The organism is Muricoccus vinaceus, assembly GCF_042433125.1.
Taxonomy (GTDB): domain Bacteria; phylum Pseudomonadota; class Alphaproteobacteria; order Acetobacterales; family Acetobacteraceae; genus Roseomonas; species Roseomonas vinacea.
The window spans coordinates 828,659-843,305 of sequence record NZ_JBHLVZ010000002.1; the positions used below are offsets into that span (position 1 = coordinate 828,659).

A 14,647-nucleotide genomic window follows, 5' to 3' on the forward strand; every position below is an offset into this window, starting at 1 on the left:
ATGGATGGGCTGATCGCGGCCGAGAACGGCGTTGCCGATCCCGTGTCTGACTTCTGGGAGGTGGCGGGGCGCCGCTTCCGCTCCCGCCTGGTGGTGGGAACCGGGCGCTACAAGTCGCTGGAGGAGACGGCCGCGGCCATCGAGGCCTCGGGCGCGGAGATGGTGACCGTCGCGGTGCGGCGGGTGAACCTGTCGGATCCCGGCGCGCCCATGCTGCAGGATTTCGTGCCTCCGGACCGCTACACCTACCTGCCCAACACCGCTGGCTGCCACACGGCCAGGGAGGCGGTGCGGACCCTTCGGCTGGCACGGGAGGCCGGGGGCTGGAACCTGGTGAAGCTGGAGGTGCTGGGGCCGCCGCCCTTCCTGTACCCGGACATGCCTGCGACCTTCGAGGCGGCGGAGGCGCTGATCAAGGACGGGTTCGAGGTCATGGTCTATTGCGCGGACGACCCCCTGGCCGCCAAGCGGCTGGAGGAGATGGGCTGCGTGGCCGTGATGCCGCTGGGGGCGCCGATCGGCTCGGGCCTGGGGCTGTCCAACCCCTTCATGCTGCGCTCCATCATCGAGAACGCGCGCGTGCCGGTGCTGGTGGATGCCGGGATCGGGACGGCGAGCGAGGCGGCCCAGGCGATGGAGCTGGGCTGCGACGCCGTGCTGCTGAACTCCGCCATCGCCCATGCGAGGGACCCGGTCCGCATGGCGCGGGCCATGCGGGCGGGGGTGGAGGCCGGGCGGCACGCCTATCTTGCGGGACGGATGCCCCGCAACTACGCCGCCGATGCCTCCAGCCCTATGAGCGGACTGATCCGGTAGAGGCTGCGGTTAGTCCCAGTAAACCGGCAGGCCGGGCAGTTCGCCGTCGTCCTCGGTGGAAAGGCGGGCGGCGCAGAGGATGTCCAGCAGCGTGACGCCCGCCACCGCCGCGATGGCCCATTGGGCGTTGGCGCGCTCCCGCGGGCCGTAGACGGGGGTGCTGGCGAGAAGGGCGAGGTCCATGGCGTCGCCCGCGACGCGCGTCATGAGCAGGGGGGCGGAGGCGGGACTTCCGAGGATGGCCACGCCGTTCGCGACCTCCCGCACGCCGAAGGCACGGATCAGGCCGGTGTGGCGGCGCATGCCGATGGTGCGCGCCAGGTCGCGACCGTAGAGGATTTGCAGCAGGCCGAGGCCAATGCTGAACCAGCCCAGGAAACGCGAGAGCCTCAGGACCTGCATGGGCGAACTCCTCTGCCTTGTGTCAGCCTCTGGAACGCGGCAGGCGGGAAAAGGCTGAGGCACGGCGCGATCAATGCGCGGCGCCGCCCCCTGCCCCGGGCTTGGGCGCCTTGATGAAGAACACGAGAGGGACCGCCAGGGCGAACAGGCCGGCGATCACCACCAGCACGTCGTTGTAGGCGAGGATCAGCGCCTCCCGCGTGAGCATGGCGGAGACGCGGGCCAGGGCGGCGTGGTCGGCGGCCTCGCCGAGGCGCGAGGACAGGGCGCCGGAGATGGCGTCCACCGAGGAGGCGACGCCCGGGCGCGCCCAGTTCACCCCTTCGGATAGATGCAGGCGGTGGGCGGCGGAGCGGCCGATCACCAGGGTGTTGATCATGGCCAGCCCCACGGCGCCGCCGAGGTTGCGCATGAGGTTGTAGAGGCCGGATGCATTCTTGATCATCGCCGGCGGCAGGGTTCCGAGCGCGAGCTGGTTCACCGGCACCATGGCGAACATGGTGCCGATTCCGCGCAGCGAGAGCGGCAGCCAGAGTTCCCCGAAGGCCGACTGGGCGGTGAGCTGCGCGGTCATCCACATGGCGACGGCGGTCACGCCCATGCCGAAGGCGAGCAGCAGGCGGAGGTCCACCGCGCGCGAGAGGCGCCCGACCACGGGTGCGGCCAGGAACATGGCGAAGCCCGTGATGAACATCGTCTCGCCGATCTGGAGCGAGTTGTAGCCGCGGACGCGCCCGAGAAAGACGGGGATGAGGTAGACGGCGCCGTAGAGGCCGATGCCCACGATAAAGGCGAAGACGCTGCCGAAGGCGAAGTTGGCGTTGCCGTAGGCGCGCAGCTCCACGATCGGGTCCTGCCGGTTGAAGGCGCGCCAGAAGAAGACGAGGGCCGAGACGAGGCAGGCGGCGGCGAAGGCGGCGATGGTCGGGTCGTCCAGCCAGTCCCAGCGGGGCCCCTCCTCCATCACGTATTCCATGCTGCCGAGAAAGACGGCCATGGCGACGAGGCCGGTCCAGTCGAAGCGGCCGAGCAGGCTGCGGTCGCCGCGGTCGATGTCCATGGTGGTCCAGACCACGATGGCGATGAAGATGCCGACGGGGACGTTGATCAGGAACAGCCAGTGCCAGGAGAAGCTCTCGGTCAGCAGGCCGCCCAGCGTCGGGCCGATGGTGGGCGCGAGGGTCGCGGTGAGGCCGATCAGCACGCTGACCGAGGCGCGGCGGGGTCCCTGGAAGAGCAGAAAGGCGGTGGCGAAGACGGTGGGGATCATCGCCCCGCCCAGGAAGCCCTGCGCGGCGCGGGCCGTGATCATCACCGGGAGCGAGGTGGCGGTGGCGCAGGCCAGCGAGAACAGGGTGAATCCCGCCGCCGATATGGTGAACAGCACGCGGGTGGACAGCAGGCGCGACAGGAAGCCCGAGAGCGGGATCATGACGATCTCCGCAATCAGGTAGGAGGTCTGCACCCAGGATGCCTCGTCGGGGGAGGCAGCGAGGCCAGCCTGGATGTCCGTGATGCTGGCCGAGACGATCTGGATGTCCAGGATCGCCATGAACATGCCGAGCACCATGGTCATGAAGCCGAGGAAGTGCTGGCGGGAGACGGCGCCCGCCGCGGGGGGCGCGGCGGGAAGGCTCCCCGGGCTGGCGGTGGCGGTGGCGGACATGGGGGGGCTCAGTGCCCGCGGATCATCGCCGCGGCGGCGCCAAGGAGGCCGCGGGGGGCGTGCGGATCGTCCCGGGTGTCGACCTCGGCTTCCACCGACAGGCCCGGGCGAAGGTTGCCGACCGGCTGGCCCGGCTCCACCGCGATGCGGACGGGCACCCGCTGGACGATCTTGGTGAAGTTGCCCGTGGCGTTCTCGGGCGGCAGCAGGGAGAACTGGGCGCCGGTGGCCGGGGCCAGGCTCTGCACGGTGCCGTGGAGCGTGCCGCCGGCATCGACGGAAAGCTCCACCGGCTGGCCCTCGCGCAGCCGCCGGAGCTGCGTCTCCTTGAAGTTGGCGGTGACGTAGAGGCGCTCGGCGGGAGGCGAGACGGCGATCAGGTTCTGCCCGGCGCGGACGTGCTGGCCGAGCTGGGCGGCGCGGTTCCCGGCGATGCCCGCGAAGGGTGCGCGGATCGTGGCGTGGTCGAGGTTGGAGTCCGCGAGGGCGAGCGCGGCGCGGGCGGCGTCGCGCCGGGCCACGGCGGACTTCGCCTGGGCATCCAGCACGGGGACGGCGCCGCGGGCCGATTCAAGCCCGGCCTGGGCGACCGCGACCGAGGCCTCGGCGCGGCGCCGGGCGGCGGTGGTGCGGTCCACGGCTTCCCGCGTGCCGAAGCCGGAGGAGGCCAGCGTTCCGGCGCGGCCGGCATCGGTGACGGCGAAGACGCGGTCGGCCTCGGCCTGGGCGATCTGGGACTCGGCGGCGGCGACCTGGGCGACGGCCTGGGCACGCTGGGCGGCCAGCGTGCCGATATTGGCCTCGGCTTCGGCGAGCGCGGCGGCCGCTTGGTCGCGGCGGGCCTGCCAGTCGCGGTGATCCAGCTCGATCAGGGGCTGGCCGGCCTCCACAGGCTGGTTGTCGCCCACCAGGATGCGGGCCACGTCGCCCTCGATGCGCGAGGAGAGCACGGCGATGTCGCCGCCGACATAGGCGTTGTCGGTGGACTGCATGAAGCGGCCGACCTGCCAGTACCAGGTGCCGCCCAGCGCGCCGCCCGCCAGGGCCAGCAGGCCGAGGAGGGGCAGCGCCCGGCGGAAGCGGGAGCGGCGGGGTGGGGCCGTGACGGCGGGGGCTGCCTCGGGCACCGGGTGGGGATCGGCGGCGGCCTTGGCCTGCGGGGCGCTGGAGCGCGGCTCGGGGTCGGGCTGGGTGGAGGTGCGAGCATTCATGATCTGACTGAACCGTTCAGTTCAATCGGGTAAATGGGCCTGGCCCGCCGTTTTGTCCATGGAAAACTGAACCGTTCAGTATCACCTATCGGCCTGCCCCTACCGGAGCATCCCGTCTTGTCCGTAGCCCTCACTCCTCCAGCGGAGACCTCCCCCAAGCGTGCCGCCATCCTTGCGGCCGCGGCCCGGCTCTTCATGGCCGGTGGCTATGCCACCGTTTCCATGGATGCGGTGGCCAGGGAGGCCGGTGTCTCCAAGGCGACGCTTTACGCCTACTTCGCGGGAAAGGAGGCCCTGTTCGGCGCCATCGTGGGGGAACGCTGCGCGGCCATCGCGGCCCAGGCGGAGGAGCTCGCGGCCCATGCCGCCTCGGCCGATGGCGCGTTGCGCGAGATGGGGCGGCTCTGGATGCGCTTCCTGCTCGAGCCGGCCAGCATCGCGATCCACCGGATCGTCATCGCGGAATGCGGCCGTTTCCCGGACCTGGCCTCCACCTTCTATGCGGCGGGGCCGGGCGCGGGCCGGGCCTGGCTGATGCGGCGCCTGGCGGAGGAGCAGCGGCAAGGGCGGTTGCGGGCCGATGCCGATTCGGGGGTGGCGGCCGACCACCTGATGGGGCTGATGCGGGGCGAGCTCTACCTCCGCACCATCCTCGGCGGGCCGACTCCGGACGAGGCGGCGAGCAACGCGGTCGTGGACCAGGCGGTGGAGGTGTTTCTGCGGGCCTATGGTGTGGTCGTGCCGTAAAGCGGCCTGCCTGGGCCCGGTTTGGCCGTGCGATCGCCGGGCCGGTCGGCGGTTCGCCCGGCCTGTTTCCGGCTCTGGCAGCCGCCTTGCGGAAAAATCTTGAGCCGGAGCGCGAAGTCCCTTGCATGGGGGGCAGGCGGGGGCTATCTGCCCGCTCAGACGCAGTACGCACGTGCCTCTGGCCCGCAAGGTTACGCAACGACGTCAAGCGTTCTGGCAACCCCCTGCCGCTTCGGACGACCCTCACGACAAAGAGGGTGGAAGGATGCGACGGGGCCATCACTTGGTCGCTGGTTCGTTCGACCGTTCGTCAACCTGAGCATGGCCGTATCGCCCCTGGCGAACGCCTGCCGCCTCATCATGGGGAGGGTGGTGCGATGACTCCGAAGATCGCGCAGTATCTGGCCGATGTTCAACCGGCGACGCCGTGCCTCGTCCTTGACGTGGACCGGGTCGAGGCGAACTACCGGCGCTTGCAGGCGGCGCTGCCGCTGGCCCGCATCTACTATGCCGTGAAGGCCAATCCGGCCGCCGCCATCCTTGAGCGGCTGGCGGGGCTGGGCTCCTGCTTCGACGCGGCCTCCTTCGAGGAGGTGTCGGCGGCGCTGGAGGCCGGCGCGGCGCCGGAAGCGGTGTCCTACGGGAACACCGTGAAGAAGGAGAGCGCCATTCGCGCCGCCTATGCGCGGGGCGTGCGGATGTTCGCCTTCGACTCCGAGGGTGAGCTGGAGAAGCTGGCCCGGTCGGCGCCGGGCTCGCGCGTTTATTGCCGCATCCTCGTCGGCAATGACGGGGCCGAGTGGCCGCTGTCGCGCAAGTTCGGCTGCGAGCTGGAGATGGCGCGCGAGCTGATGCTCCGCGCCGGCGAGCTGGGGCTGGACCCGTTCGGACTGTCCTTCCACGTGGGCAGCCAGCAGATGCACACGACGGCCTATGAGGCGGCGATCGCCAAGGTCGCCATGCTCTTCACCGACCTCAAGCAGGCCGGGGTGAAGGTTCGCATGGTGAACCTGGGCGGCGGCTACCCCGTGCGCTACCGCGCGGAGGTGCCGGAGATCGACGCCTTCGGCTCCGCGATCATGGGGGCCATGGCCGAGCACTTCGGCAATGCCCTGCCCGACATCGTGGTGGAGCCCGGGCGCTTCATCGCGGGGGATGCGGCGGTGGTTTCGGCCGAGGTGGTGCTGGTGTCCCGCAAGTCGAAGGACGATCCGGTGCGCTGGGTGTATCTCGACATCGGGCGCTTCGGCGGCTTGGCCGAGACGGAGGGCGAGGCCATCAAGTATGCCTTCCGCACGCCGCACGATGGCGGGGCGGAGGGGCCAGTGACGATCGCGGGGCCGACCTGCGACAGCACCGACACGCTCTATGAGAAGTCCAACTACCGGCTGCCGGAAAGCCTGGTGCCGGGTGACCGGATCGAGATCCTCTCGGCCGGGGCTTATGTGACGACTTACGCCAGCCAGGGCTTCAATGGTTTCGCGCCATTGGCCGAGCACTACATCTGACGTTGGCGTAAACGGAAGGGGCGCCGCATGGCGCCCCTTCTCGTTTTTGGTTCCAGGCGACGCCTTGTCTCGATTGCTGCAACGCAGGACGGAATCTGCTTTGTTAAGCATGACGTGTCGGTAATAATGCCGCAAAAGACCGGGGGCTTGCGTGGCAGAGTTCTGGGCTGAATGGGGCGCGCTGGCCTATGTTGTTGCGGCGCTCTGGGCGTTCTTCGAGGGTGAGACTTTCGTTCTGGCGGCCTCGGCCGTGGGCGCGACAATGGGGGTGATCGACCCCTTCCTTCTCATGGGCGCGGTGTGGCTGGGATCCTTCCTTGGGGACCAGACCTGGTTCACCCTGGGCCGGCGTTATGGGCCGCGCGTGATGAAGCGCTATCCCAAGGCGGAGGCGAAGATGGCCACCGCCACCTCCATGCTGCTCCAATACGGCACGCTGTTTGTGCTGACCTTCCGGTTTCTTTACGGCATCCGAAACGTGGCGGCCGCGGCCTGCGGGCTGGCGGGCATGGGGAAGCTCCGCTTCGCGGCCCTGAACTTCATCGCGGCCGGCGTCTGGGCGGGCAGCTTCGTCGCGGCCGGCTGGTATCTCGGTGCGCTGATCGGGCCGGAGCGTCTGTTCCACGTCATCGCGGGCGGGGCTCTGCTGGTCCTGGCGGTGGTGCTGTTCCGCCGCTTCTACCGCAGGCGTCGTTCGGCCCGGACGGTTCCGGTCATCTGAGTCCGTCCGGGCCAGGCGGGCCTTGTGCCCGATCGACCATCCGGCTTCAGGAAGCCAGAGCGCAGGGCAAGCGTGCCTTGGGGGCCGCGTGTTCTTGCGCCTGAGGTGGAGCAGGCCGTTCCCGAAGGCGGGACAGGCGGTTTGCCAGAAGCGGTACAGGCACTAGGCTGCATCCCATGGACGAGATCGACCGGAACATCCTGATCGCGGTGCAGCAGGACGGCGCAGCGGGGCTGGCGGAGCTTTCGAAGGTGGCCGGGCTTTCCGTTTCTGCCACCGCCGAGCGGGTGAAGCGGCTGGAGGAGCGTGAAACGATCCGCGGCTGGCACGCGGCGCTGGACCCGGCCGCGGTCGGCTGCGCGCTGCTGTCCTTCGTGATGGTGGGGCTGCGTCCCGGACGGGATGACGGGGCCTTCCGCAAGGCCATGCGCCGGGCGCCTGCCGTGCTGGAGTGCCACGCCGTCAGCGGCCCCTGGGATTACCTGCTGAAGCTGCGCCTGCACGACCTTTCGGGGCTGGAGCGATTCGTGGCCGAGGAGGTTCGGGGACAGACGGGAGTGGAGCGGACGGAGATCATCGTCGCCCTGGCCTCCGCCAAGGAAACGATGATCCTGCCGGTGGCCGAGGCGGACGAGGAGTAGCCCCCCTTCCCCGCCCCGGTGTCGGCCTCCGCCCCGGCTTGCTTGCGTCAGGCGGCCGGGGTGACGCCGGTGGCCAGGGTGCGCTCGTCGGCGCGGGCGTCGTAGGCCAGGCCGCGCTTGAGGGCCCAGATGTTCACGAGCTGGAACAGCGGGGTGAAGGCCAGGTCGTCCATGGCGATCTTCACGGCCTCCTGCAGCAGAGTCTCGCGCGCCTTGTCGTCCAGCGTCGCGGTGGCCCGCTCGGTCAGGGCGTCAAGCGCCGGATTGCTGTAGCGGGCGGTGTTGTTGGTGCCCATGCGCTTGGCGGTGTCGTAGGTGCCGGTGATGTTGACGAGGGTGTAGGAGGCCTCGCCCGTCACGCTGCCCCAGCCGGCAAGGCGGGCGGCGAATTCCTGGCGGTTGCTGCGGACCGAATAGGTGGTCCAGGGCAGGGCCTCCACGCTCGTCTGGATGCCGACGCGCTGCCACATCTGGGCCACTGCCTGGATGGTGCGGGCGTCGTTGGGGTAGCGGTCGTTGGGGCCGTGCAGGGTGAGCTTGAAGCCCTGGGGGAAGCCGGCTTCGGCGAGCAGGGCCTTGGCGCGCTCGGCATTGAAGGGGTTCGGCTTGACCTCGGGGTTGTAGGAGTAGGAGCCGGGGGGCAGCCACTGGCCGGTGGGGGCGGCGGTGCCTTCCATGACCTGGCGGCAGAGGGCCTCGCGGTTGATGGCGAGCGACAGCGCCTGGCGGACGCGGAGGTCGTTGAAGGGATTCTTCGCGAGGGGCTGGCCGGCATTGTCCGTCACGAAGGGCACGGCGCCTTCGCGCGAGCGGTCGAAGGTGAGGTAGATCACGCGCACGCCCTGGACCTCGGCCAGCGCCACGCGGCTCTCGCGGCGGAGGCGGGCGAGGTCGCTGGTGGGGACCTGGTCGATCAGGTCCACGTCCCCCGCCAGGAGGGCGGCGGTGCGGGCGCTGTCATTGCCGATAAAGCGGTAGGACACGCGGGCCCAGGGCTGCTTGGGTCCGAACCAGTCGTCGTTGCGGACGAGTTCGGTGCGGTCCCCGGGGGCATAGGAGACCACCTTGTAGGGGCCGGTGCCGATGGCCGCCTTGCCCGAGTTGTAGTCCTCCGTGCCGGCATTCGCCCCGGCGTGGCGGGAGACGACCGCGACCGAGCCGAGGTCCGTGGGCAGCAAGGGCGAAGGGGCGGCGGTGTGGAAGCGCACCGTGAGGGGGTCCACCACCTCGGTGCGCTGGATGGCACGGACGAAGCCGCCGAAGCCGCCCGGCGAATTCGGGACGTTGGGCGCGCGCTCGATCGTGAAGGCGACGTCGTCCGCGGTGAAATCGCGGCCGTCATGCCACTTCACGCCGGGGCGGAGCTTGAACTCCCAGACCTTCTCGGAAACGGGGGTCCAGGAAAGGGCGAGGCCGGGGACGAGGCGGGTCTGGGCGTCGCGCTCCACCAGCCGGTCGAAGACGTGCATCGACAGGCTGTTGTTGGGGGAGGCGTTGTAGAAGTGCGGGTCGAGCGAGGTGACGGCGCCGCCGATGCCGATGGTGAGCGGGCGGGCAGCGGGCGCGGCCGCGCCCTGGGCCGTGGCGAGGGATGGCGCGAGGCCACCGGTGATGGCGGCCAGTGCCGCCGGGGCGGTCACGAAGAGACGCCGGCCGATGGGCTTGGTCATCTGAAGCTCTCCCTTTTGTAATCCTTCGGGGGCGCAAACTAGCGGCAGGGTGAGCGGACTGCTAGAAGGGGTGCCTGGGAAGGCGCCATCGGGAAATCCGGGGGAACTGAATGCGGCATGTAGCACAGGCGGCCCTGGCCGCCTGCCTGTCGTCGTTTGCGTTGGGAGGCATCCTTCCGGCGGCCGCCCAGACGCTGAATCTGGCGGTGGGCGCTCCGGTCACATCGCTTGACCCGCACTACCACGCGCTGTCGCCGAACTACGCGGTGGCGGACATGCTGTTCGACAGCCTGACGAGCTTCGACGCGCGGGCGCGGGTGGTGGCACGGCTGGCGGAAAGCTGGCGGCCCGTGGCCGAGGACGGGTGGGAGTTCAAGCTCCGCCCCGGCGTCACCTTCCACAACGGGAACGCCTTCACGGCGGAGGACGTGGCCTTCACCGTGGCGCGGGTGCCGACGGTGCCGAACAGCCCGTCTTCCTATGGCATCTACACGAGGGCGATCCGGCGGGTGGAGGTGATGGACCCGCTGACGGTGCGCTTCCACACCAGCGGCCCTTACCCGCTGCTGCCGGTGGACCTGGCGCAGGTGGAGATGCTGGACAGCGAGACGCATGCGAACCCGCTGACGGAGGAGTTCAACTCCGGCAAGCTGGCCATCGGCACGGGGCCGTTCCGGGTGATGGCCCACCGCAACGGCGACCGGATCGAGTACGCGCGCAACGATGCCTATTTCGGCGACCGGCCGCACTGGGCGCGGGTGAGCTACCGGATGATCACCAACGACGCGGCGCGCACGGCGGCGCTGCTGTCGGGCGACGTGGACTTCATCGACCAGGTGCCGACCAGCGACATCGCGAAGCTGCGCGGCGATGCGCGGGTGCAGATCAGCGAGATCGACGGGCTGCGGCTGATCTTTCTGGCGCTGGACCATTCGCGGGAGGCGGCCTCCCCCTTCGCGATGGGGGAGGATGGGCGGCCCCTGCCCCGCAACCCGCTGAAGGACGTGCGGGTGCGGCGGGCGCTGTCCATGGCGATCGACCGCGGGGCCATTGCCGAGCGCGTGATGGAGGGGGCGGCGACACCGGCCGCGCAGTTGCTGCCGGCGGGGGCCTTCGGTTCCATCCCCGGGCTGGTGGCGCAGCGGGGCGATCCGGATGGCGCCCGACGGCTGCTCGCGGAGGCCGGCTATCCCAACGGCTTCCGCCTGACCCTGCACGGGCCGAACGACCGCTACATGAACGACGCGCGGATCATCCAGGCGATCGGGCAGATGTGGACGCGCGCCGGGGTGCGGACGAGCGTGGAGGCGCAGCCCTGGGCCACCTTTGTGGGGAGGGCGGGGCGGCAGGAGTTGTCGGCCATGCTGGTGGGCTGGGGGACGTCCTCGGGCGAGGCATCGAGCCCGCTGCGGTCGCTGCTCGCGACCTTCAACGCCCAGCGGGGCTTCGGCGGATCGAACCGCGGGCGCTACAGCAACCCGGCGATGGACGCGGCCATGGACGAGGCGCTGCGCACGCTGGACGACGAGAAGCGCGAGGCGTTGCTGCGCGAGGCCACGCGGATCGGGATGGAGGATGTCGGGATCATTCCGGTCCACATCCAGAAGAACGTCTGGGCCATGCGCCGCGGGTTGCGGCACGAGGCGCGGGCGGACGAGCTGACGCGGGCGCAGGACGTGCGCCCGATGCAGCCTTGAGAGCGAGGGATGGCGAGGGATGCGCATGAAAAAGCTGCTGCTCGGTGCGACCGTGGCGCTCGGGACCCTGGCGGGCGGTGCGGCCTGGGCGCAGACGCTGACCATGGCGGTGGGCGCGCCGGTGACCTCGCTGGACCCGCACTACCACCAGCTTTCGCCCAACAACGCCGTGTCGGACATGATCTTCGACAAGCTGGTGAACACGGACGGGCAGTCCCGGATGATCCCGGGGCTGGCGACGGAGTGGCGGGTGGTCGGCCCGACGGTCTGGGAGTTCAAGCTTCGGCCGGATGTCCGCTTCCACAACGGCAGCGCCTTCACCGCCGAGGACGTGGCCTTCACCATCGCGCGGCTTCCCAACGTGCCGAACAGCCCGGCCTCCTATGCCGTTTATTCGCGCCCGATCACGCGGGTGGAGGTGGTGGACCCGCTGACGGTGCGCTTTCACACGGCCCAGCCCTATCCGCTGTTGCCGCTGGACATGACCAACGTGCGGATCTTGGACAAGGAAACGCATGAGCGGGCGGCCACGGAGGACTTCAACGCGGTGTGGGCCGCGGTGGGAACCGGGCCGTACCGAGCGGTGAGCTACCGCAACGGGGACCGGATCGAGTTCGCGCGGAACGACGCCTATTGGGGGCCGAAGCCCGCCTATGAGCGCGTGAACTATCGCATGATCACGAACGACGCCTCCCGCACGGCCGCCCTGCTGGCGGGGGATGTGGACTTCATCGACCAGGTGCCGACCACCGACCTGTCGAAGCTGCGGAACGATCCTCGGGTCGCGCTGAGCGAGACGGTGGGGCTGCGGCTGATCTTCCTCGGGCTGGACCACCTGCGGGCGGCGAACGAGAACTCGCCCTTCATCACCGACAACGACGGCAAGCCGCTGGGGCGGAACCCGCTGCGCGACGTGCGCGTGCGGCGGGCGCTGTCCATGGCGGTGGACCGGCAGGCCATCGTGGAGCGGCTGATGGAGGGGGCGGCGACGCCGGCCGGGCAGTTCCTGCCACCGGGGGTGACCGGCCACGTGCCGGACGTGCAGCCCACGCGCTACGACCCCGAGGGGGCAAGGCGGCTGCTGGCCGAGGCGGGCTATCCGAACGGGTTCCGCATGCAGCTCAACGGGCCGAATGACCGCTACATCAACGACGGGCGGATCATCCAGGCGATCGGGCAGACCTGGACGCGCATCGGCGTGCGGACGGCGGTGGAGGGGCAGACCTGGTCGGTCTTCGTCGGCCGGGCCGCGCGGTCCGAGCTCTCGGCGCATCTGATCGGCTGGGGGTCGAACCCCGACGGGTCACACCCGCTTCGCAACATCCTCGCGACGGTGAACGCCGAGAAGGGCTGGGGCGCCTCCAACCGCGGACGCTACTCGAACCCCGAGGTGGACCGGCTGCTCGAAGCGTCGCTGACGGAGCTGGACGAGGAGAAGCGGCAGAAGCTGGTGCTGGACGCCGAGCGGATCGCGGCCGAGGACGTGGCGGTGATCCCGATCCACATCCAGACGAACATCTGGGCCATGCGGCGCGGACTGCGGCACGATGCTCGCAATGACGAATTGTCCCGCGGGCAGGACGTGCGGCCGGCGGGGCCTTGAGCCTCGTTTCGGCCGGCTGGTCTTGACGGAGGCGGGGACGTTGACCGAAAGGGATAGGGCATGAGCGTTTACCTTTTGCGCCGGCTTATCCAGGCCGCGCTGGTCATGCTGGCCATGTCCGTCATCGTCTTCGTGGGCGTCTACGCCATCGGCGATCCCGTTGAGATCCTGATCTCCCCGGATGCCGACCAGGCGGAGAAGGCGCGCGCGATCGCGGCGCTTGGCCTCGATAAGCCCTTGTGGGAGCAGTATCTTTCCTTCCTGTCGAACGCGCTGCGGGGCGACCTCGGGCGCTCCTTCGTGTTCAACGAGCCGGCGTTGCAGCTGATCGGGCAAAGGGCGCCGGCGACGCTGGAACTCGCCTTCGGGGCCACGATCCTCGCGATTCTGGTGGGGCTGCCGCTCGGGCTTTATGCGGGGTTGCGGCCGAACGGGGCCGGAGCGAAGGCAATCATGGCGGGCTCCATCCTCGGCTTCTCCCTGCCGACCTTCTGGGTGGGGCTGATGCTGATCATGGTGTTTGCCGTGCAATTGGGCTGGTTGCCCTCCACGGGGCGGGGCGAAACGGCGGAGTTCCTGGGGATGCGATGGTCCTTCCTGACCTGGGACGGGCTGCGGCACATGGCCATGCCGGCGCTGAACCTCGCCCTGTTCAAGATCAGCCTCGTCATCCGCCTGACCCGCGCCGGCGTGCGGGAGACCATGCTGATGGATTACGTGAAGTTCGCGCGCGCCAAGGGCCTGTCGCCCCAGCGGGTGATCGGGGTGCACGTGTTCAAGAACATCCTGATCCCCGTGGTGACGGTGGTGGGGCTTGAGCTGGGCTCCACCATCGCTTTCTCGGTGGTGACGGAAAGCGTGTTCGCCTGGCCGGGCATGGGCAAGCTGATCATCGACAGCATCAACGTGCTCGACCGGCCGGTGATCGTCGCCTACCTCATGAGCATCGTCCTGATGTTCATCGTCATCAACCTCGTGGTGGACCTGCTCTACTCGGTCCTCGACCCGCGGGTGCGGCTGGAGAGCAAGGGATGAGCGCGACCACCGCAGGGCCGGCGCCCACCGCCGCGCCCGCCAAGGCGCCGAAGGTCGAGACGCCGTTCCGGCGCTTCGTCTCCGAGTTCTTCGAGAGCAAGATCGCGACGGGGGCGCTGCTGGTCTTCGTCTGCATCGTGCTGGTCGCGGTGCTGGCGCCCGTGATCTCGCCGCAGAACCCCTATGACCTCGCGCAGCTCGACATCATGGACGGGCGGCTGGAGCCGGGGTCGCGCAACGCCGACGACACCATGACCTACTGGCTCGGCACCGACGACCAGGGCCGGGACATGCTGTCGGGCATCATGTACGGGCTGCGAATCAGCCTGATCGTGGGCGCGGGATCGGCCATAGCGGCGGCGCTGATCGGGGCCTCGCTGGGGATGCTCGCGGCCTATGCGGGCGGGCGGACCGACACGGTGATCATGCGGCTGGTTGACCTCCAGCTTTCCTTCCCGACCATTCTTTCGGCGCTGATGATCCTGGCCTTCCTGGGCAAGGGGATCATGAACGTGGTCTTCGCGCTGATCGTGGTGGAATGGGCCTATTACGCGCGCACGGTGCGCGGCACCGCCCTGGTGGAGCGGCGGCGGGAGTATATCGAGGCGGCGCAGTGCCTGGCGCTGCCGACGCGGCGGATCATCTTCCGCCACCTCCTGCCCAACTGCATGCCGCCGCTGATCGTGGTGGGGACCATCCAGATCGCCCGCGCCATCGCGCTGGAGGCGACGCTCTCCTTCCTCGGCCTCGGCGTGCCGATCACGGAGCCCTCGCTCGGGCTGCTGATCGCCAATGGCTACGAGTACATGCTGTCCGGCAAGTACTGGATCTCCTTCTATCCGGGCATCGCGCTGCTGATCACGATCGTCTCCATCAACCTGGTGGGCGACCATCTGCGCGACGTCCTCAACCCCCGGCTGAAGAAGTAAC

The 14,647-nt window shown here is 69.6% G+C and carries 13 protein-coding genes; 9 read left to right on the forward strand and 4 right to left on the reverse strand.

Annotated features, from left to right (window positions below; translation table 11 throughout):
- Positions 1-816: a thiazole synthase gene (locus ACFFIC_RS05720; RefSeq protein ID WP_377049171.1), complete on the forward strand. Its 816-nt coding sequence runs from the start codon at positions 1-3 to the stop codon at positions 814-816.
- Between the two features lie 9 nt (positions 817-825).
- On the opposite strand, the gene ACFFIC_RS05725 is transcribed toward ACFFIC_RS05720, so the two are convergent.
- The 3 genes from ACFFIC_RS05725 to ACFFIC_RS05735 form a co-directional block, all read right to left on the reverse strand.
- Complete coding sequence (locus tag ACFFIC_RS05725; RefSeq protein WP_377049172.1) at positions 826-1,218, reverse strand: hypothetical protein; 393 nt, start codon at positions 1,216-1,218, stop codon at positions 826-828.
- 70 nt (positions 1,219-1,288) lie between these two features.
- Positions 1,289-2,884, reverse strand: a complete 1,596-nt coding sequence (locus tag ACFFIC_RS05730; RefSeq protein WP_377049173.1) for a DHA2 family efflux MFS transporter permease subunit — start codon at positions 2,882-2,884, stop codon at positions 1,289-1,291.
- Positions 2,885-2,892: 8 nt separating this feature from the next.
- Entirely contained in the window at positions 2,893-4,095 is a 1,203-nt protein-coding gene (locus tag ACFFIC_RS05735) for an HlyD family efflux transporter periplasmic adaptor subunit (RefSeq protein WP_377049174.1), read from the reverse strand.
- Between the two features lie 117 nt (positions 4,096-4,212).
- Here ACFFIC_RS05735 and ACFFIC_RS05740 point away from each other — a divergent pair, with 117 nt between their 5' ends.
- The 4 genes from ACFFIC_RS05740 to ACFFIC_RS05755 all read left to right on the forward strand — a co-directional run bounded on the left by ACFFIC_RS05740 (position 4,213) and on the right by ACFFIC_RS05755 (position 7,712).
- Positions 4,213-4,842, forward strand: coding sequence for a TetR/AcrR family transcriptional regulator (locus tag ACFFIC_RS05740; protein ID WP_377049175.1), 630 nt, complete (start codon positions 4,213-4,215; stop codon positions 4,840-4,842).
- A 377-nt stretch (positions 4,843-5,219) separates the two neighbouring features.
- Positions 5,220-6,350: a type III PLP-dependent enzyme gene (locus ACFFIC_RS05745; protein WP_377049176.1), complete on the forward strand. Its 1,131-nt coding sequence runs from the start codon at positions 5,220-5,222 to the stop codon at positions 6,348-6,350.
- 151 nt (positions 6,351-6,501) lie between these two features.
- The gene (locus ACFFIC_RS05750) at positions 6,502-7,071 is read left to right on the forward strand and encodes a DedA family protein (protein ID WP_377049177.1); all 570 of its coding nucleotides are present in this window, start codon (positions 6,502-6,504) and stop codon (positions 7,069-7,071) included.
- A 176-nt stretch (positions 7,072-7,247) separates the two neighbouring features.
- Positions 7,248-7,712 carry an Lrp/AsnC family transcriptional regulator gene (locus ACFFIC_RS05755; protein ID WP_377049178.1) on the forward strand — a complete coding sequence of 155 codons (465 nt, stop codon included), beginning with the start codon at positions 7,248-7,250 and terminating at the stop codon, positions 7,710-7,712.
- Between the two features lie 47 nt (positions 7,713-7,759).
- Here ACFFIC_RS05755 and ACFFIC_RS05760 read toward each other — a convergent pair whose 3' ends face one another.
- Entirely contained in the window at positions 7,760-9,382 is a 1,623-nt protein-coding gene (locus tag ACFFIC_RS05760) for an ABC transporter substrate-binding protein (RefSeq protein WP_377049179.1), read from the reverse strand.
- Between the two features lie 110 nt (positions 9,383-9,492).
- Between ACFFIC_RS05760 and ACFFIC_RS05765 the strand changes: the two genes are divergently transcribed.
- The 4 genes from ACFFIC_RS05765 to ACFFIC_RS05780 are packed head-to-tail and all read left to right on the forward strand — an operon-like array spanning position 9,493 to position 14,646.
- The gene (locus ACFFIC_RS05765) at positions 9,493-11,079 is read left to right on the forward strand and encodes an ABC transporter substrate-binding protein (protein WP_377049180.1); all 1,587 of its coding nucleotides are present in this window, start codon (positions 9,493-9,495) and stop codon (positions 11,077-11,079) included.
- A gap of 19 nt (positions 11,080-11,098) precedes the next feature.
- On the forward strand, positions 11,099-12,682 hold the full coding sequence (locus ACFFIC_RS05770; protein ID WP_377049181.1) for an ABC transporter substrate-binding protein: 1,584 nt from the start codon (positions 11,099-11,101) through the stop codon (positions 12,680-12,682).
- A gap of 60 nt (positions 12,683-12,742) precedes the next feature.
- Positions 12,743-13,717, forward strand: coding sequence for an ABC transporter permease (locus ACFFIC_RS05775; RefSeq protein ID WP_377049182.1), 975 nt, complete (start codon positions 12,743-12,745; stop codon positions 13,715-13,717).
- The gene (locus ACFFIC_RS05780) at positions 13,714-14,646 is read left to right on the forward strand and encodes an ABC transporter permease (RefSeq protein WP_377049183.1); all 933 of its coding nucleotides are present in this window, start codon (positions 13,714-13,716) and stop codon (positions 14,644-14,646) included. Before ACFFIC_RS05775 ends, ACFFIC_RS05780 begins: the two co-directional genes overlap by 4 nt.
- Position 14,647: the final 1 nt, after the last annotated feature.

What these genes read in the sequence shown, in the direction of transcription:
- ACFFIC_RS05765 (WP_377049180.1), top strand. Translation starts at nt 9,493, where the DNA reads ATGCGGCATGTAGCACAGGCGGCCCTGGCCGCCTGCCTGTCGTCGTTT.
- ACFFIC_RS05770 (WP_377049181.1), top strand. Translation starts at nt 11,099, where the DNA reads ATGCGCATGAAAAAGCTGCTGCTCGGTGCGACCGTGGCGCTCGGGACC.
- ACFFIC_RS05760 (WP_377049179.1), bottom strand. Translation starts at nt 9,382, where the DNA reads ATGACCAAGCCCATCGGCCGGCGTCTCTTCGTGACCGCCCCGGCGGCA.
- ACFFIC_RS05725 (WP_377049172.1), bottom strand. Translation starts at nt 1,218, where the DNA reads ATGCAGGTCCTGAGGCTCTCGCGTTTCCTGGGCTGGTTCAGCATTGGC.
- ACFFIC_RS05730 (WP_377049173.1), bottom strand. Translation starts at nt 2,884, where the DNA reads ATGTCCGCCACCGCCACCGCCAGCCCGGGGAGCCTTCCCGCCGCGCCC.
- ACFFIC_RS05735 (WP_377049174.1), bottom strand. Translation starts at nt 4,095, where the DNA reads ATGAATGCTCGCACCTCCACCCAGCCCGACCCCGAGCCGCGCTCCAGC.
- ACFFIC_RS05775 (WP_377049182.1), top strand. Translation starts at nt 12,743, where the DNA reads ATGAGCGTTTACCTTTTGCGCCGGCTTATCCAGGCCGCGCTGGTCATG.
- ACFFIC_RS05720 (WP_377049171.1), top strand. Translation starts at nt 1, where the DNA reads ATGGATGGGCTGATCGCGGCCGAGAACGGCGTTGCCGATCCCGTGTCT.
- ACFFIC_RS05780 (WP_377049183.1), top strand. Translation starts at nt 13,714, where the DNA reads ATGAGCGCGACCACCGCAGGGCCGGCGCCCACCGCCGCGCCCGCCAAG.
- ACFFIC_RS05745 (WP_377049176.1), top strand. Translation starts at nt 5,220, where the DNA reads ATGACTCCGAAGATCGCGCAGTATCTGGCCGATGTTCAACCGGCGACG.
- ACFFIC_RS05755 (WP_377049178.1), top strand. Translation starts at nt 7,248, where the DNA reads ATGGACGAGATCGACCGGAACATCCTGATCGCGGTGCAGCAGGACGGC.